The sequence below is a fragment of the Streptomyces sp. NPDC002144 genome (assembly GCF_053593695.1).
This window is the reverse complement of record NZ_JBSFDB010000006.1, coordinates 34,495-51,578: the sequence shown is the minus strand read 5'-3', so window position 1 is coordinate 51,578 and position 17,084 is coordinate 34,495. Positions and strand designations below refer to the sequence as shown.

Here is a 17,084-nt window from a genome sequence, read left to right as displayed (position 1 = left end):
GCGTTCACCTCACTTGTACATCGTCTGGTTCATGGTTCCGGGGGCGTACGCGTCGGGGTCGACCCAGACGTTGATCAGCGACGGCTTGCCCGACTCACGGGCGCGGCGCAGGGCGGGGCCGATGTCGGCGGGGTCGCGCACCTCCTCGCCGTGACCACCCAGCATCTGGGCGAACTTGTCGTAGTGGACGTCGCCGAGGGTGTTGCCGACCCGCTCGCGCTCCAGGCCGTACTTCTGGGCCTGGCCGTAACGGATCTGGTTCATCGAGGAGTTGTTGCCGACGATGCCGACGAAGGGGAGGTCGTAGCGGACGAGGGTCTCGAAGTCCCAGCCGGTGAGGGAGAAGGCGCCGTCACCGAAGAGGGCCACCACCTCTTTGTCGGGCCGCGCCTGCTTGGCCGCGAGCACGAAGGGGACACCGACGCCGAGGGTGCCCAGCGGCCCCGGATCCATCCAGTGGCCCGGTGACTTGGGCTGCACGACCTGCCCGGAGAAGGTGACGATGTCGCCGCCGTCGCCGATGTAGATCGAGTCCTCGGTGAGGAAGTCGTTGATCTCGCTGACCAGGCGGTACGGGTGGATCGGCGAGGCGTCGGACCTCAGGCTCGGCAGCCGCTTCTCGAGGGCGGTCTGCTCGGCGGCGCGCAGCTCGTCGAGCCATTCCTTGCGTTTGGCGGCGCCGCCGTCGAGGCGTCCCGAGGCCGCTTCGGACACCGACTTCAGCACCAGCCCCGCGTCGCCGACGATCCCGAGGCCGATGTCGCGGTTCTTGCCGACCGTGCGGTAGTCGAGGTCGATCTGCACGACGGTCGCGTCCGGCGAGAGTCGCTTGCCGTAGCCCATGCGGAAGTCGAAGGGCGTGCCCACGATGACGATGACATCGGCGTTGGAGAAGGCGTAGCGGCGCGAGAGCTGGAAGTGGTGCGGGTCGCCCGGCGGGAGGGTGCCGCGGCCGGCGCCGTTCATGTACGCCGGGATGTTGAGGGTCCGTACCAGCTCGACGGCGGCCTCGGTGCCGCGGGTCGTCCACACCTGGCTGCCCAGCAGGATGGCCGGCTTCTCGGCGTGCACCAGCAGGTCCGCGAGCTTCTCGATGGCCTCGGGGTCGCCGGCCGAGCGCGTCGAGGCCCGGTAGGCGCCGGCCTTCGGCACGCGTGCCTTCGACACCGGCACCTTGGCGTCGAGGACGTCGCGCGGGATCTCCAGGAACGAGGGGCCGGGCGCGCCGTGGTAGCACTCGCGGAACGCCATCGACACCATGTCCGCCGCGCGGGCCGTGTCCGGCACCGCCGCCGCGAACTTGGTGATCGGCGTCATCATGTCGACGTGCGGCAGGTCCTGTAGTGACCCCATCTTGTGCTGGGTGAGCGCCCCCTGACCGCCGATCAGCAGCATGGGGGACTCCGCGCGGAAGGCGTTGGCGACACCGGTGACGGCGTCGGTCGTGCCCGGACCGGCGGTGACGACGGCGCAGCCGGGCCTGCCGGTGATGCGGGCGTAACCGTCGGCGGCGTGGGCGGCGACCTGCTCGTGGCGGACGTCGACGACCTCGATGCCCTCGTCGACGCAACCGTCGTAGATGTCGATGATGTGGCCGCCGCACAACGTGTAGATGCGGTCGACCCCTTCGGCCTTGAGCGCCTTGGCGACGAGGTGACCGCCGGAAATCACGTCCTGGGTGTCGTCGGGCATGGCGAAGTCCTGTCCCTTCGTAGGGGGTTGGAACGCTCTCGCGGTACATTGCATACAGTCGACGAATACTGTATGAACCTTGTTATCCCGCATCCGGTGGGTGGTGTCCAGGGGGCGTGCGGCACTTTTGAGTCAGGAGCCGGAATGGACCTGTTCGAGCACCAGGCAAGGCAACTCTTCGAGGAACACGGCATCGTGGTGCCGAGGGCCGAGGTCACCGACTCGCCCAAACAGGCACGCGGGATCGCGCGCAGGATCGGTGGCCGAGTGGTGGTCAAAGCGCAGGTGAAGACAGGTGGGCGCGGCAAGGCGGGCGGGGTGAAGTTCGCCGCGGACCCGGCCGCAGCCGAGTTGACAGCACGTCAGATTCTCGGGATGGACATCAAGGGCCACACCGTCGGCACGGTGATGCTGGCCCAACCCGTGGACATCGACAGCGAGTTCTACGTCTCGTACGTCCTCGACCGCGCGGCGGGCGGTTTCCTCGCCGTCGCCTCCGCCGAGGGCGGCATGGAGATCGAGGAGGTCGCGGCCAGTCGCCCGGATGCCGTCGCCCGCATTCCCGTCGATCCGGCCGAGGGTGTCACCTCGGCGAAGGCGGACGAGATCGCCGAGGCGGCGGGGCTGCCGCCGCAGACGGTCGACGTCCTCGTACGGCTGTGGGAGGTGCTCGTCCGCGAGGACGCGCTGCTCGTCGAGGTGAACCCGCTCGTGCGCACCACGCGGGGGCAGATCCTCGCCCTCGACGGCAAGGTCACCCTCGACGACAACGCCCGCTTCCGGCAGACCCGTTGGGGCGCCGAAGATGTGGAGTACGGCGACGCGCTGGAGGCGGCGGCCGCCGCGAAGGGCCTCAACTACGTCAAGCTCGACGGCGAGGTCGGCATCATCGGCAACGGCGCGGGACTCGTCATGTCGACCCTCGACGTGGTCGCAGGGTGCGGTGCCCGGCCCGCCAACTTCCTCGACATCGGCGGCGGGGCGTCCGCCGGGATCATGGCCGACGGTCTGTCCGTGATCCTCTCGGACCCGGACGTGAAGTCGGTCCTCGTCAACGTCTTCGGCGGCATCACCGCCTGCGACGCGGTGGCCGACGGGATCGTACAGGCCCTGGACAGCGTGCGGTTGACCAAGCCGCTGGTCGTGCGGCTCGACGGCAACAACGCGACCCGGGGCCGAGCCATCCTCGACGAACGCGCGCATCCTCTGGTGCAGCAGGCAACCACCATGGACGGCGCCGCGCGTCGTGCCGCCCGACTCGCCAGCGCCGGCTGAAGGAGCCCGACATGGCCATCTACCTCACCAAGGAGAGCAAGGTCCTCGTCCAGGGCATGACCGGCGGCGAGGGCATGAAGCACACCCGGCGCATGCTCGCCGCAGGAACGAACGTCGTCGGCGGCGTCAACCCCCGCAAGGCGGGCCGCACCGTCGACTTCGACGAGCGGGCCGTCCCCGTCTTCGGCTCCGTCGCCGAGGGCGTCCACGCCACCGGCGCCGACGTCACCGTCGTGTTCGTCCCACCGGCCTTCGCCAAAGCGGCCGTCGTCGAGGCCGCCGACGCGGGCATCGGCCTCGCGGTCGTCATCACCGAGGGCATCCCGGTCCACGACTCCGTCGCCTTCGCCGCGTACGCGAAGTCGAAGGGCACGCGGATCATCGGCCCCAACTGCCCCGGCCTGATCACGCCGGGCCAGTCCAACGCGGGCATCATCCCGTCCGACATCACCAAACCCGGTCGCATCGGCCTGGTCTCCAAGTCCGGCACGCTGACCTACCAGCTCATGTACGAACTGCGGGACATCGGCTTCTCGACCTGCGTCGGCATCGGCGGCGACCCGGTGGTGGGCACGACACACATCGACTGCCTCGCCGCCTTCCAGGACGACCCCGACACCGAACTCGTCGTGCTCATCGGCGAGATCGGCGGCGACGCGGAGGAACGCGCGGCCGCGTACATCCGCGAACACGTCACCAAGCCCGTCGTCGGCTACATCGCCGGGTTCACCGCCCCCGAGGGCAGGACGATGGGGCACGCGGGAGCCATCGTGTCCGGCTCCTCCGGCACCGCGCGGGCGAAGAAGGAGGCGCTGGAGGCAGTCGGGGTCGGTGTGGGAAGCACACCGACCGAGACGGCGAAACTCGTCGTCGCCCGCCTCGAAGACCGGCCTCCGGTCCCTCATAGTTGAGCTGAGCCACGCATTCCCGCCCCCGACTGTGCACCGAGAGCGGAGCAACCCGATGGCAACCACCCTCACCCTCAAATCAGGCACGTCCTGGACCGACGCCTGGCAACGCTGCCTGGCCGTGGCCCCCGAGGCCTTCCGGGACGACCGCGTCCTCAACCTCTGGAACGGCGCCTGGCAGGCCGACGGCCGGGCGCTGCCCGCCACCAGCCCCGTCGACGGCAGCCCCATCGCCGGCCCGCCCCGCCTGGACGGCGACACCGCCCACCGGGCCGTGCGCGCGGCGCTCGACGAACACCGGGCCTGGCGCTACGTCCCCCTCGACGAACGCCGCGCCCGCGTCGCGGCCACCCTCGACGCCCTCACCGAACACCGCGAACTGCTCGCCCTGCTGCTCGTCTGGGAGATCGGCAAGCCCTGGCGGCTGGCCCAGGCCGACGTCGACCGCGCGATCGACGGCGTGCGCTGGTACGTCGACGGCATCGAGCCGATGCTGGCCGGCCGGGCCCCGCTGGACGGCCCGGTGTCCAACATCGCGAGCTGGAACTATCCGATGAGCGTGCTCGTTCACGCCATGCTGGTCCAGGCACTGGCGGGCAACGCGGTGATCGCCAAGACCCCGACCGACGGCGGCCTCGCCTGTCTCACCCTGGCCTGCGCGCTCGCCGCCCGCGAGGGGATTCCCGTCACCCTCGTCAGCGGCAGCGGGGGCGAGCTGTCCCAGGCGCTCGTACGGGCGCCCGAGATCGGCTGCGTCTCCTTCGTCGGCGGCCGCGACACCGGCGCGGCGGTGGCCACGGCCGTGGCCGACCTCGGCAAGCGGCACGTACTCGAACAAGAAGGACTCAACACCTGGGGCATCTGGAACCACTCGGACTGGGACGCGCTCGCGGCCGTGATCCCGAAGCTCTTCGACTACGGCAAGCAGCGCTGTACGGCGTACCCGCGCTTCGTCGTCCAGCGGCAGCTGTTCGACGACTTCCTGGCGGCGTACCTGCCCGCGGTCCGCACGCTCAGGGTCGGCCACCCGCTCGCCGTCGAGCGGCCCGAGGATCCCTGCCCGGAGCTGGACTTCGGCCCGCTCGTCAACGCCGCCAAGGCCAAGGAACTGCGTGACCAGGTCACCGAGGCCATCGACCGCGGCGCCATCCCGCTGCACCGCGGCAGCGAGGCCGACGCCCGCTTCCTGTCCGGCCAGGACACCTCGGCGTACGTCCAGCCGGTCACCCTCCTGAACCCGCCACCCTCGTCCCCGCTGCACCACGCGGAGCCGTTCGGTCCGGTCGACACCATCGTCCTGGTCGACACGGAGGCGGAGCTGCTGGCCGCGATGAACGCCTCCAACGGGGCGCTGGTGGCCACCCTCTCCACCGACGACCGGGCCACCTTCGACCGGCTGGCGCCGCAGATCCGCGCGTTCAAGGTCGGCCACGGAAAACCGCGCTCCCGAGGCGACCGGGACGAGCTCTTCGGCGGCTTCGGGGCGTCCTGGCGCGGGGCGTTCGTCGGCGGCGAACTCCTGGTGCGCGCCGTGACGCAGGGGCCGGCGGGGGAGCGGCTGCCCGGGAACTTCCCGGACTACCACCTCATGCCCTGACCGGCGGCCGGGCGCCGTCCCCGCCCGGGGACGGCACCCGGCCCACGGGACGGATATGCAGGTGAAGGCCACTCCGAAACCTTGGTATTGTTGTGCGTGTCGCCCCGGGGAACACCTCCGGTCAAGCGGCAGACACCTGGTCCGGGTGGCGGAATGGCAGACGCGCTAGCTTGAGGTGCTAGTGCCCTTTATCGGGCGTGGGGGTTCAAGTCCCCCCTCGGACACTCAGTGCATCTCCCTCGTGCGGGTCGAGCCCAGTCTCGGCCCGCACGAGCTGTTTCACGGCCCGCCGGTCAGCCGCGGACGTGACCGTCGGCGGACCCCGCGGGAGCCTGCTGCCGCAGGAAGCGGGACAGCAGGTCGTCCAGGGTGACCATGCCGGTCAGGTGGCCCTTCTCGTCACGGACCGCCGCCAGGGAGGCACGACGGTCGCGCAGGACGTCGATCGCGTCGGCGACCGTGGTGTCCATGATCAGCTCGGGCACCGGACGTGCCAGCTGACGGGCGTTCGCGGCACGGCCCCGCGCGCGGGCCACCAGGGCGTCGCGGGCGTGGACGGAGCCGAGGACCGTGTCGCCGTCGAGGACCAGCAGCCGGGTGCGGTCACTGCCGGCCGCCACCCGGAGCACCTCCTCGGCATCGGCCATGCCGTCCACCGAGGTGATCCGCGCGGCGGGGACCTGGAGGTCGCCGACCGGTGTCTCGGACTCGGTCAGCGAGCGCGTGATCAGCTCGGAGTCCTCCCTGCGGATCAGGCCCAGCCGCTCGGACTCCACCACGAGATGGGTGAGCTGCTCCCGGTTGTGGACCGAGGCCAGCTCCTCACGCGGAGTGACCCGGCACAGCCGTACCAGCGCGTTGCTGACGGTGTTGAGCAGCACGATCAGCGGACGTACGGCCTTGACCATCGCCCGGAAGGGCGGCGCCAGGAGCATCGCGGAGTCCTCCGGGTGGGCGATGGCCCAGGACTTGGGAGCCATCTCGCCGACCACCATGTGCAGGAACACCACGACGATCATGGCGACGGCGAACGCGACGCCGTAGCTGACCGCGCCGGGGATTCCCAGGCCGTGCAGCAGCGGGTCGAGGGCGTGCGAGATCGCGGGCTTGGAGACGGAGCCCAGACCCAGGGTGCAGACGGTGATGCCGAGCTGGGCGCCCGCCAGCATCAGGGACAGCTCCCGCATGCCGGACAGGGCCGCCTGCGCACCGCGCTGTCCCGCGGCCGCCGCCCTCTCCATGCGGTGCCGCTTGGCGGCGACCAGCGCGAATTCGGCGGCGACGAAGAAACCGCTGCCGATCAGCAGCAGGACCGTGACGAAGAGCGCCATCGGGAAACTCATGACTGCCCCTCCTCATGTCCGCCGACGACATCGGCCGGAGCCTGCCGCTCGACACGGATCTGCTCCATACGGCCCGGCTCCCCATGGCCCTGCTCCACACGGCCCCGTTCCAGACGCACCCGTTCCGGCACGTGTCGGTCCAGGCTCCGTACCTCGAGGACGGCCCGTCCGCCGTCGGGCAGCTCGACGGGGAGCCGGTCGCCGATCGCCGGGAAGCGGCCCAGTCGGTCCACGATCAGCCCGGCCACGGTGTCGAAGTCGTCCTCCTCGGGCAACGCGACGCCGGTCGCCTCGGCCACCTCGTCGAGCCGCCGTCCGGCGTCGACCAGCCAGCCGTCGCCGTCCGCCACCGCGAGCGCGGTGACCGTGTCGGACTCGTCCGCGATGTCGCCGACCATTTCCTCGGCGATGTCCTCGTAGGTGACGATGCCCGCCACCCCGCCGTGCTCGTCCAGGACGACGGCGAACTCGTCGTCCGCCCGGCGCATCTGCTCCACGGCCTCCGGCAGCGGAAGGGTGTCGGGCAGCAGCAGCGGGCGCCGGGCCAGCGCGCCCGCTGTGATCGTGCCCGCGGTGGATGCGCCCGCTGTGATCGTGCCCGCCGTGGTACCGGTCGGCCGGTCGGCGGGAAGCCGCATCAGTTCGCGTACGCCGAGGACACCGGCGATGTCGTCGGGGTGATCACCGAGTACGGGGTAATTGGAGTGGCCGTGCCGGGCGATCAGGCCCACCGCCTCGGCGGTGCTCGCGTCCCTGCGGACGAAGACGACGTCCGCGCGCGGCACCATCACTTCGTCCAGGGTGCGCTCGGAGAATTCAAGGGCGTGATCCAGCAGCGCGGCGGTGTCCTTGGGCAGCTGTCCCTGCTCGTGGGACTCGCCGATCAGATGGCCGAGCTCCTCCAGGGTGGCACCGTGGTGCAGCTCCTCGACCGGTTCGAAGTTGGCCTTGCGCAGCAGCCGGTTCGCCGTCTGGTCGAAGACGCGCACCACGGGACCGACGACCTTCAGGTACGCCAGCGTCGAGGAGGCCAGCGCCTTCGCCAGCCGCTCCGGCACGGCGATCGCGAGGTTCTTCGGGGCCAGCTCACCGAGCACCATCTGCACGACCGTGGCACCTACGAAGGCGAGCACCACGGAGATGCCCGTGACCGCCGCGTCCGGTACGCCGATGCCGGTCAGGGCGGGCCTGATCAGCGCGGACACGGACGGCTCGGCGATGAAACCGACGACCAGCCCGGTCACGGTGATGCCCAGCTGGGCACCGGAGAGCATGAACGACAGCCGCTCCAGCACCTTCAGCGCCCGGGCGGCACCGCGGTCACCGGCCTCCGCCTCACGGGCGAGGGCGAGGCGGTCGGCCGAGACGTAGGCGAACTCCTGGGCGACGAAGTAGCCGGTCCCGGCGGTGAGCACGAACACGGCCAGCAGGCCCAGGACGGCGTTGGCGGCACTCATCGAACACCACCCCGCCGGGTGCCGCGATCAGGCTCGGTGTGGCGGGATGGTCCGGGACTGTGTCCCGGGGAGTCCGTCGGTGTGGCGGACAAGGGATGGCTCCTCATGGATCGGTCGGTATCAGGACAACGCGCGTGACCCGACACGAGTTCCCACTCGGCGATCCTGTACCGGCGCGTCCCGCGGGTCACGACGGAGCGCCCGGTCCATTGTCGGCTCCACGGCCGAGCATGAGATCCGCCGGACGGGCGGTGTGCACCATGTGCACGGAAACGATGGCGGCTGCCAAGTCGACTGCAAGACAGGCCACTGCAAAGAAGGCCACTGCAAAGAAGGCGACTGCAAACCAGCGGGGCCCGGCCCGGCGGGATGCCGTCGGCCGGGCCCCTCGCGTGGGCGGATCAGAGGTCGAACTCGTGCGGGGGCAGGTCCAGGGTGAAGCAGGCCTCCCGGACGACGGCCTGCTCGGTCTTGTCGAAGTCGCCGTCGGCGCCACCGATGACGATGCCGATCTGGATGACGGCGCGGGCCTCGGCGGGCTTCTTCTTCGCCTTGGCGATCTCCTGCAGCACGCTGACCTTGCCGAAGGCGAAGTCCGCGGTGAGCTTGTCGAGGTTCTCCTCGAAGCGGCGGCGCAGGTCGTCGGCGGGGAAGTTCTGCAGGACCTCGTTGGTGGCGATCAGCTGGGCCACGCGCTGCCGCTCGGCCGGGTCGATGGTGCCGTCGGCGGCGGCGACCAGGGCGCACATCGCCATGCTGGCGTCACGGAAGGCGCCGCTCTTCAGGTCGTTCTTCTTCGCCACGAGCTGGGTCTGCATCGTCGACGCGGATTCCTTGATGCGGTCCCACAGGGCCATGAGAACTCCAGACGTTCGGTGAGGCCCGGTCCGTCCGGTGCCTCTTCGGCTGCTACAGCAACGTGGAAACTAATGGCCGGGGGGATAAGTTCCGACCGTTCTCGGAATGGTCACGCGCCCCCGGACCAGCGGGTTCAGTCCTCCTCCTCGTCGTCCCCCTCGAAGAAGTCCCCGATCTCGTCGACGACTTCGGCCGCCACCATGCCGCCGACGACACCGACCGCCAGTCCCGCCGCGCCCGCGGCCACCGCGGTGCCGACGCCCGGCCCGGAGCCGTGCCCGCCATGCCCGTACCGGTCTGCATGACCATGCCCGTACCGGTCTCCATGACCGTGTCCGTGGTCGTGACCGCCGTCATACGCGTCCGCGTGCCCGTACGCCGAGTCCGGGCCGAATGCGGAGCGGTGGTCGAGCAGCTGGCGGATCCAGCCGTCGACCTCGGCGTTCCAGTCCCGCCCCGGCACCTCGTGACCGACGGTGAAGCGGGTCAGGGCGTCATGTCCGGCGGCGAGGAACCCACCGCGCTTGTCCGCCTCCAGGACGACCTCCACACCCGAGGGGCCGGCCAGGAAGGTCACCTCGATCTCGTTCACCGCGTGCGCGTACTGCGGCGCGGGAGTCAGCTCGATCTCCTGGTAGAAGGGCAGCAGTTGTCCCGTACCGCCGATGCGGCCGTACTCCAGATCGGCCGACCGGAACCCGAAGCCCAGCTGTCCCAACGCCTCCAGGACCGCTTCCTGCACGGGCAGCGGGCGGACGGTCAGCGGGTCGAGGTCGCCCTTGCCCCTCGCCCCGGCCACCGCCAGCTCGGTGCGCACGCCGAGGACTATGCCCAGCGGCTGGCCGTACAGCTCGCTGATCGGTGTCTCCCACGGCAGCGTGACCTCGAACGGCACACTGCGCCGTTCCTGCTCGCCGAGCCGGAACCCGCCGCCCACCGTGAACCGCTCGAAGGCGACGAAGCCCTCGCTCTCGCCCTCCTCGTGCTCGGCCTCCACCCGGGCGACCAGTTCGACGGCGATGCGCTCGATCTCCACGGCCGCGTCACCGCCCTGGAGGTGCACCAGCCCGGACAGCACCCCGCCAGGCACCACGGCTCCGCCGTCCAGCACCGTGTCCACCGAGGGGCCGCCCACCCCGAGGGCCCCCAGCAGCCGTTTGAACACCATCCGGACGTCTCTCCTTCGCTCACCGGCCGAACCATTCCAACCGTTCCAACCGTTCGACAGATGAACTCGCCCACCCGGTAAAGAAGTTCCCAAGTCACCCGGACGAGTGATCACCGTGCTCGGCCACGGGGGAAAACCCGGTGCCCGGCCGCGTCCTGGTTCCCTACACTCGCCACGCACCGCGCGTCGCAGGGACGCGCAGGACCAGCGACGAGGGGAGACCGGCCGTGCAGTACCGCACCGCTGTCGTCGTTCCCCGCTCGCGGTTCGAGGTGATCCTGGTGTCCCCGTCCGTCCGGTGCCCGCTGCGCGGCCGGTACCGGATGCCCGTGACGAACGTCTGACGTTCCGTCCGGGAATCGCGCCGCCCTTCTTCCGGACACCAGAAAGGCCAACGGGCCGTGCGCAACGACGTCAACCCTCTCACCGCCGTCCGCAACCTCGGCATCCTCGCCCACGTCGACGCGGGCAAGACCACCGTGACCGAGCGGATCCTCTACGCCACCGGCACCATCCACCGGCGGGGAGAGGTCCATGACGGCACCACCGTCACCGATTTCGACCCGCAGGAGCGCGACCGTGGCATCACCATCTTCGCCGCGGCCGTCAGCTGCGCCTGGGACGGCCACCGGATCAACCTGATCGACACGCCGGGGCACGTGGACTTCGCCGACGAGGTCGAGCGTTCCCTGCGAGTGCTCGACGGGGCGATCGCGGTGTTCGACGCCGTGGCCGGCGTGGAGCCGCAGAGCGAGTCGGTGTGGCGGCAGGCCGACCGGCACGGTGTGCCGAGGATCGCGTTCGTCAACAAGATGGACCGCGCGGGCGCCGACCTCGACACCGCTGTCGCCTCCATCCGGGAACGGCTCCATCCGGCGCCGTTGGTCGTCCAGCTGCCCGTCGGCGCCGAGGACGGCTTCACCGGCGTCGTCGACCTGTTGCGCCTGCGCGCGCTCGTCTGGTCCGACGGCGGCGACACGGCGGGGGCCGTGCCGGTGCCCGAGGATCTGCGTGAGGAGGCGCTGCGGCGGCGCCGACTGCTGGAGGAGGCCGTGGCCGAGCTGCACCCGGGGGCGCTGGAGGAGTTCGTCGAGCGGGAGACGCTGTCGGCCGGGACCCTGGCCGGAGCCCTGCGGGACCTCACCCGGAGCGGCGACGCCGTGGTGGTGCTCTGTGGCTCCGCCTACCGCAACCGAGGCATCGAACCGCTGCTCGACGCCGTCGTGGCATACCTGCCCTCGCCGCTGGACGTGCCCGCCGTACGGGGCACGCACGACGGTGCGGCACAGGAGCGCGCGGCCGATCCGCAAGCGCCGTTCGTGGGCCTGGTGTTCAAGGTGAACGCCACCCCGACGGGACGGCTCACCTATCTGCGCGTCTACTCCGGAACGATCGAGAAGGGAGACACCGTGTGGGACGCGGGCACGCGCCGCACCGAGCGCGTCGGGCGCATCCTGCGCGTGCAGGCCGACCGCCACGCGCGCGTGGACCGCGCGGTCGCCGGGGACATCGTCGCCGTGGTCGGGCTGAAGTCGGCCCGCGCCGGTTCGACGCTGTGCGCCCCGGGCGCCCCGCTCGTCCTCGAACCCCCGGGCGTCACCGAGCCGGTGGTCTCGGTGGCCGTCGAGGCACGCAGGTCCACGGATACCGACCGGCTGGCGCCGGCGTTGGCACGGCTGGCGGAGGAGGACCCGTCACTGGTCGTACGGACGGATCCCGAGACCGGTCAGACCGTCCTGTCCGGCATGGGCGAACTGCACCTGGAGGTCGCGGTGGAGAAGCTCCGGCTGGTGCAGCGTCTGGAGGTCAACGTCGGCCGTCCGAGGGTCAGTCACCGTGAGACGGTCGGGCGCGGGGTGTCCGGGTTCGTCTTCCGGCACGTCAAACAGGACGGTGGGGCGGGGCAGTTCGCGCATGTCGTCCTCGATGTCGAGCCGCTCCGGGACGGGTTCGAGTTCCGGTCGGCGGTCGTCGGCGGCCGGGTGCCGCAAGAATACGTCCGGGCGGTCGAGGCCGGCTGCCGGGACGCCCTCGCGGAGGGTCCGCTCGGCGGGCATCCGGTGACCGGGCTGCGGGTCACCCTGACCGACGGGGCGACCCATGTGAAGGACTCCTCGGACACCGCCTTCCGCACGGCGGGCAGGCTGGGCCTGCGCGAGGCCCTCCGCGCCTGCGTGATGCTCCTGCTGGAGCCGGTCGTCGAGGTCGCGGTGACCGTGCCCGAGGACGCCGTCGGCGGCGTCCTCGGCGACCTCGCCGCCCGTCGCGGACGCGTGTCGGGCTCGGCCGTGCGCGGTGGCTCGGCGGTCGTGACGGCGATCGTGCCGCTGGCCGAACTCTTCGGCTACGCGACGCGGTTGCGCAGCCGGACGCAGGGTCGGGGCACCTTCACGGCACGCCCCACGGGCTACGCGCCGGCCCCGGCCGTGACGCCGGCCCGGTGACCGACAGGGCGGCCCCTCCCGTACGCGGGCGGGGCCGCCCCTCGCTCACGGGTACGACACCACCGTCGACGGCGTCGTCGAGGTACCGGACGTCGGCGCGCCCGTGTCGTTGATGACGTGCTCGTACTGGCCGTTGCCGCCCAAGGAGACCACCAGCAGGTCGTGGAAGCGCACTCCGGGACGGTTCGGCGCGGCGAAGCCGCTGTGCTGCACGATCGTCGGGTCGACGTTGTAGTAGCAGTAACTGCCCAGGCCCCAGCCCTCGTGCGCGGTGACGTCGTCGCCGACCTTGTAGGCGGCGTAGCCCTTGACCGGGCCGTTCTGGATCGCGGCCTGGTTCGGGGCGTCGTACGCCTTCTCGTTCTGGAAGAAGATGGTGCGGCCGCGCTGGCCGTACCACTGGACGTCGTACTTGTTGAAGTGCTCGACGAACAGGCCGGTGCACAGCACGTCGTCGCCGTTGACGACGATGCCGTAGTCCGCCCGGTTGGTGTCCCAGCCGACGCCGTCGCCGTGGTCGGCGCGCCAGACCCAGGTGTGGTCGACGATGGTGTGGCGGCTGTTGACGACGATGCTGGTGGTGGCCTTGCCGGCGCCCGCGCCGCCGATGCGGACGAACACGTCCTGGACGGAGGTCGGATTGGCGGAGTGGTCCCTGGACGCGCCTTGCGGGCCGACTTCCAGCAGCGTCGCGGAGTTGACCGGCCCCGCGTCGATCAGGAAGCCCGCCAGGCGCACGCCGTCGACGTCGGCGACCCGCAGGGCCGTGACTCCGTTGTCCGGCACGAGCGTCGCGTACCCCAGGCCCAGGACAACGGTGTTGGCGCGGTTCACCTCGATGGCCCGGTCGAGGTGGTAGATGCCCGGCGTCAGCAGCAGGTGCAGTCCTTGTGCGAGCGCCTGGTTGAGGGTGGCCGCGGAGACGCCGGGCTTCGCGACGTAGAACTGCGACAACGGCAGCGAGGTGCCGCGCGGAGTGCCGCTGCCCCAGGTGACACCGCGGGCGTTGGTGCGCTTGGCCGGCAGGAAGACCCGGAACCCCGAGCCGTCGACGTACAGGAAGGGCTTCTCCCGGGAGACCGGGGTCGTGTCGAGGGTCGTGTACGGCGGGTTCGGGAAGCTCTGCGCGGGGGCGCCCTCGACGCCCGAGAAGACCATGTTCCAGACGCCGTTGAGCCAGCTGCCGATCGCGCTGTCCCGGGTGTACCACTGCTGCTGCGAGTACGGCCCGACCTGGCCGTCGACGCGACTGTCGGCGATGTAGCCGCCGCTGGCCCAACCGTAGCCCGTGGGCGAGAGGTTGAGGCCGCCGCGGACGTGCATACGACGGAAGGGGGCCGCCTGAGCCACGGCCCACCGGTTCGTGCCGTTCGCGGGGACGAGGGCCAGGTTCTCCGCCGAACGCCAGAAGTTCTGCGTGGCGTTGCCGTTGAACCAGCCGGCGTCAACCGTGACGTCCCCGTTGATGGTGGTGTCGTCGGGGGACAGGCCGAGGCCGGCGATCGAGGTGTAGAAACCGAGTTGGGCGTTGAGGCCGTGGTAGGTGCCGGGCTTGAACAGCAGGGCGTAGCGGCCGGTGCCGAACTGCGCCGACTCCTGCTGCCGGAACACCTCGTCCAGCCTGGACTGGATGCCGGGGGTGGACGGATCGAAGACCAGGACGTTCGGGCCCAGGTCGCCGCCGCCGGGGAGGAGGCGCGGCTTCCTGGGCGGCTTGGGGGCGGCCGAGGCGGGTGACGACAGGCCGAACACCGCCGGGGCGGTGGCGGCAGCGGCGCCGAGGACGGTTCTGCGGCCGATGGCGGGCAGGGACATGGGGCGGCTCTCCTGTTCAGGAAGTGAACCTGGTGGGGTCTGGGAGCGCTCTCTCGCCGGTGAATGCTTCAACTACCCGAACGACCGCGTCAAGAGGTGCGACCAGAGTTCCGGAAGCTGTGCCGTACCCCTTGACGAGGGCATCCCTTGAGGTTTAACTCACGTCCTAAATTAAGCCATGAGTGCATTCCCTGAAGGGACACCGGGAACCATGCGCAGCATCCGAGCCGCGGCCGTAGGCGCCGTCACCTTGTCACTCGCCCTTACCGCCTCGGCCTGCGGAGGCGGTTCGTCCAGCGGCGGCGGGTCCGACGACTCGCCCAGGACGCTCACGTACTGGGCCTCCAACCAGGGCGCGAGCATCGCCGTCGACAAGAAGGTCCTGCAGCCCGAACTCGACAAGTTCCAGAAGCAGACCGGGATCAAGGTGAAGCTGGAGGTCGTGCCCTGGTCCGACCTGCTGAACCGGATCCTCACCGCGACCACCTCCGGCCAGGGCCCCGACGTCCTGAACATCGGCAACACCTGGAGCGCCTCCCTGCAGGCCACCGGCGCGCTGCTGCCCTGGGACGCCAAGAACTTCGCGAAGATCGGCGGCAAGGACCGCTTCGTCGACTCGGCCCTCGGCTCCACGGGCGCCGAGGGCAAGGACCCGGCCGCCGTACCGCTGTACTCGATGGCCTACGCCCTCTACTACAACAAGCAGATCTTCGCCGACGCGGGCATATCCAAGCCCCCGGCCACCTGGGCGGAACTGGTCGCCGACGGCAAGAAGATCCAGGCCAAGGGCAAGTCCGCGCTGGGCGCGGAGGGTTCGAACCTGTCGGAGAACATCCACCACGTCTTCGTCTTCGCCAAGCAGCACGGCGCGGACTTCTTCACCGCCGACGGCAAGGCCGACTTCACGAACGACGGCGTGGTCACGGCGGTCAAGCAGTACGTCGACCTGATGGCCAAGGACAAGGTCATCCCGACCGGCGACGCCGAGTACGCGCAGAACCAGTCCGTCAGCGACTTCGCCAAGGGCAAGCAGGCCATGCTGCTGTGGCAGTCCGCCGCCGCCAACCTCAAGTCCCAGGGCATGGACGCGAGCGCGTACGGCATCGCACCCGTCCCCGTGCAGTCCGGCACCCCGGGCACCGGGACCCAGGTCAACTCGATGGTGGCCGGCATCAACCTGGCCGTCTTCAAGAACAGCCACAATCTCGACGGCGCCACGAAGTTCGTGAAGTTCATGACCAGTGACGAGGAACAGAAGATCCTCAACACCGCCTACAGCTCCATCCCGCCGGTGAAGGCCGCGCAGGAGGACGCCACCTTCAACTCCCCGTCGAACGCGGTGCTGAAGGACACCCTCGCCAAGAGTGCCGCGGCGCTGCCGCAGGTGGCCGACGAGTCGCAGTTCGAGACCGCGGTCGGTACGGCGGTCAAGGACCTGTTCGCCGACGCGGCGGCCGGACGCGCGATCACCACCGACTCGGTGAAGTCCGCGCTGGAGAAGGCCCAGCAGCAGATGCCGGCGAAGTGAGCCCGATGACCACCACCGCCCTCAAGGAGCCGGTGAGGGGGAGTTCCGCCGGTGCGGCGCGCGAACCGCGTCGCCGCACCGGACGGATCCGCCGCGCCGGGCTCCCGTACCTGCTCCTGCTGCCCGCCCTGGTCCTCGAACTCCTCGTCCACCTGGTGCCGATGGTCATCGGCATCGTGATGAGCTTCAAGGAACTCACCCAGTTCTACATCCGCGACTGGGGCACCGCGCCCTGGGCGGGCCTGTCCAACTACAAGGTCTCCGTGGACTTCGACGCCCCGGTCGGCCAGGCCCTGCTGCACTCCTTCTTCGTCACCGTCGCCTTCACCCTGCTCTCGGTCGGCCTGTGCTGGCTGATCGGCACGGCGGCGGCGGTGTACATGCAGGACACCTTCGCCGGCCGCGGTCTGCTGCGGGCGCTGTTCCTGGTGCCGTACGCCCTGCCGGTCTACACGGCCGTCATCACCTGGGTGTTCATGTTCCAGCACGACAACGGCCTGGTGAACCACGTCCTGCACGACCAGCTGCACCTCACCGGCAAGCCGTCGTTCTGGCTCATCGGCGACAACAGCTTCTACGCGCTGCTGACCGTGTCCGTGTGGAAGGGCTGGCCGTTCGCCTTCCTCATCGTCATGGCCGGACTGCAGAACATCCCACGGGAGTTGTACGAGGCCGCCGCCCTCGACGGCGCCGGCATGTGGCAGCAGATCCGCCGCATCACGCTGCCGTCCCTGCGCCCGGTCAACCAGGTGCTGGTACTGGTCCTGTTCCTGTGGACGTTCAACGACTTCAACACCCCCTACGTCCTGTTCGGCAAGTCGGCACCGGAGGCGGCGGACCTCATCTCCGTGCACATCTACCAAGCCTCCTTCGTCACCTGGAACTTCGGCACCGGGTCCGCGATGTCCGTGCTCCTGCTGCTGTTCCTGCTGGTCGTCACGGGTGTCTACCTGACGCTCACCTCGCGCGGACGGAGGACAGGCGATGTCTAGATCCCCC

Annotated in this window: 12 protein-coding genes and 1 tRNA gene; 7 read left to right on the top strand and 6 right to left on the bottom strand. The window is 70.3% G+C overall.

Translation table 11 applies throughout. From position 1 onward, the window contains the following. Nucleotides 1-9: 9 nt before the first annotated feature. Nucleotides 10-1,692 carry a thiamine pyrophosphate-binding protein gene (locus tag ACWCQ1_RS10915; RefSeq protein WP_358596128.1) on the bottom strand — a complete coding sequence of 561 codons (1,683 nt, stop codon included), beginning with the start codon at nt 1,690-1,692 and terminating at the stop codon, nt 10-12. 144 nt (nt 1,693-1,836) lie between these two features. On the opposite strand from ACWCQ1_RS10915, the gene sucC reads away from it, so the two are divergent. The 4 genes from sucC to ACWCQ1_RS10895 all read left to right on the top strand — a co-directional run bounded on the left by sucC (nt 1,837) and on the right by ACWCQ1_RS10895 (nt 5,696). Next, on the top strand, nt 1,837-2,967 hold the full coding sequence (sucC, locus tag ACWCQ1_RS10910) for an ADP-forming succinate--CoA ligase subunit beta (RefSeq protein WP_358596125.1): 1,131 nt from the start codon (nt 1,837-1,839) through the stop codon (nt 2,965-2,967). Nucleotides 2,968-2,978: 11 nt separating this feature from the next. Next, nucleotides 2,979-3,878, top strand: coding sequence for a succinate--CoA ligase subunit alpha (gene sucD, locus ACWCQ1_RS10905; protein WP_358596122.1), 900 nt, complete (start codon nt 2,979-2,981; stop codon nt 3,876-3,878). A 52-nt stretch (nt 3,879-3,930) separates the two neighbouring features. Further along, on the top strand, nt 3,931-5,472 hold the full coding sequence (locus ACWCQ1_RS10900; protein ID WP_358596119.1) for an aldehyde dehydrogenase family protein: 1,542 nt from the start codon (nt 3,931-3,933) through the stop codon (nt 5,470-5,472). 139 nt (nt 5,473-5,611) lie between these two features. Then, nucleotides 5,612-5,696 (top strand) — tRNA-Leu (locus ACWCQ1_RS10895). A 69-nt stretch (nt 5,697-5,765) separates the two neighbouring features. Here the strand turns inward: ACWCQ1_RS10895 and ACWCQ1_RS10890 are convergent. From ACWCQ1_RS10890 to ACWCQ1_RS10875, 4 genes are all read right to left on the bottom strand, one after another. Further along, nucleotides 5,766-6,815: a hemolysin family protein gene (locus ACWCQ1_RS10890; protein ID WP_451026289.1), complete on the bottom strand. Its 1,050-nt coding sequence runs from the start codon at nt 6,813-6,815 to the stop codon at nt 5,766-5,768. After that, a complete protein-coding gene (locus ACWCQ1_RS10885; protein ID WP_451026288.1) occupies nt 6,812-8,272 on the bottom strand; it encodes a hemolysin family protein in 1,461 nt (486 codons plus the stop codon). Before ACWCQ1_RS10885 ends, ACWCQ1_RS10890 begins: the two co-directional genes overlap by 4 nt. 401 nt (nt 8,273-8,673) lie before the next feature. Next, nucleotides 8,674-9,129, bottom strand: a complete 456-nt coding sequence (locus ACWCQ1_RS10880; RefSeq protein WP_133041939.1) for a tellurite resistance TerB family protein — start codon at nt 9,127-9,129, stop codon at nt 8,674-8,676. Nucleotides 9,130-9,263: 134 nt separating this feature from the next. Next, a complete protein-coding gene (locus tag ACWCQ1_RS10875) occupies nt 9,264-10,298 on the bottom strand; it encodes a sporulation protein (protein ID WP_451026287.1) in 1,035 nt (344 codons plus the stop codon). Between the two features lie 401 nt (nt 10,299-10,699). Here ACWCQ1_RS10875 and fusA point away from each other — a divergent pair, with 401 nt between their 5' ends. Next, nucleotides 10,700-12,742 carry an elongation factor G gene (gene fusA, locus ACWCQ1_RS10870; RefSeq protein ID WP_451026286.1) on the top strand — a complete coding sequence of 681 codons (2,043 nt, stop codon included), beginning with the start codon at nt 10,700-10,702 and terminating at the stop codon, nt 12,740-12,742. A gap of 45 nt (nt 12,743-12,787) precedes the next feature. Here fusA and ACWCQ1_RS10865 read toward each other — a convergent pair whose 3' ends face one another. Continuing rightward, the gene (locus ACWCQ1_RS10865; protein WP_358596104.1) at nt 12,788-14,557 is read right to left on the bottom strand and encodes a coagulation factor 5/8 type domain-containing protein; all 1,770 of its coding nucleotides are present in this window, start codon (nt 14,555-14,557) and stop codon (nt 12,788-12,790) included. 211 nt (nt 14,558-14,768) lie between these two features. On the opposite strand from ACWCQ1_RS10865, the gene ACWCQ1_RS10860 reads away from it, so the two are divergent. Next, nucleotides 14,769-16,085 carry an ABC transporter substrate-binding protein gene (locus ACWCQ1_RS10860; RefSeq protein WP_451026285.1) on the top strand — a complete coding sequence of 439 codons (1,317 nt, stop codon included), beginning with the start codon at nt 14,769-14,771 and terminating at the stop codon, nt 16,083-16,085. A gap of 5 nt (nt 16,086-16,090) precedes the next feature. Next, nucleotides 16,091-17,077: a carbohydrate ABC transporter permease gene (locus ACWCQ1_RS10855; protein WP_358596099.1), complete on the top strand. Its 987-nt coding sequence runs from the start codon at nt 16,091-16,093 to the stop codon at nt 17,075-17,077. Nucleotides 17,078-17,084: the final 7 nt, after the last annotated feature.

What these genes read in the sequence shown, in the direction of transcription:
- ACWCQ1_RS10915 (WP_358596128.1), bottom strand. Translation starts at nt 1,692, where the DNA reads ATGCCCGACGACACCCAGGACGTGATTTCCGGCGGTCACCTCGTCGCC.
- sucC (WP_358596125.1), top strand. Translation starts at nt 1,837, where the DNA reads ATGGACCTGTTCGAGCACCAGGCAAGGCAACTCTTCGAGGAACACGGC.
- sucD (WP_358596122.1), top strand. Translation starts at nt 2,979, where the DNA reads ATGGCCATCTACCTCACCAAGGAGAGCAAGGTCCTCGTCCAGGGCATG.
- ACWCQ1_RS10900 (WP_358596119.1), top strand. Translation starts at nt 3,931, where the DNA reads ATGGCAACCACCCTCACCCTCAAATCAGGCACGTCCTGGACCGACGCC.
- ACWCQ1_RS10890 (WP_451026289.1), bottom strand. Translation starts at nt 6,815, where the DNA reads ATGAGTTTCCCGATGGCGCTCTTCGTCACGGTCCTGCTGCTGATCGGC.
- ACWCQ1_RS10885 (WP_451026288.1), bottom strand. Translation starts at nt 8,272, where the DNA reads ATGAGTGCCGCCAACGCCGTCCTGGGCCTGCTGGCCGTGTTCGTGCTC.
- ACWCQ1_RS10880 (WP_133041939.1), bottom strand. Translation starts at nt 9,129, where the DNA reads ATGGCCCTGTGGGACCGCATCAAGGAATCCGCGTCGACGATGCAGACC.
- ACWCQ1_RS10875 (WP_451026287.1), bottom strand. Translation starts at nt 10,298, where the DNA reads ATGGTGTTCAAACGGCTGCTGGGGGCCCTCGGGGTGGGCGGCCCCTCG.
- ACWCQ1_RS10865 (WP_358596104.1), bottom strand. Translation starts at nt 14,557, where the DNA reads ATGTCCCTGCCCGCCATCGGCCGCAGAACCGTCCTCGGCGCCGCTGCC.
- ACWCQ1_RS10860 (WP_451026285.1), top strand. Translation starts at nt 14,769, where the DNA reads ATGCGCAGCATCCGAGCCGCGGCCGTAGGCGCCGTCACCTTGTCACTC.
- ACWCQ1_RS10855 (WP_358596099.1), top strand. Translation starts at nt 16,091, where the DNA reads ATGACCACCACCGCCCTCAAGGAGCCGGTGAGGGGGAGTTCCGCCGGT.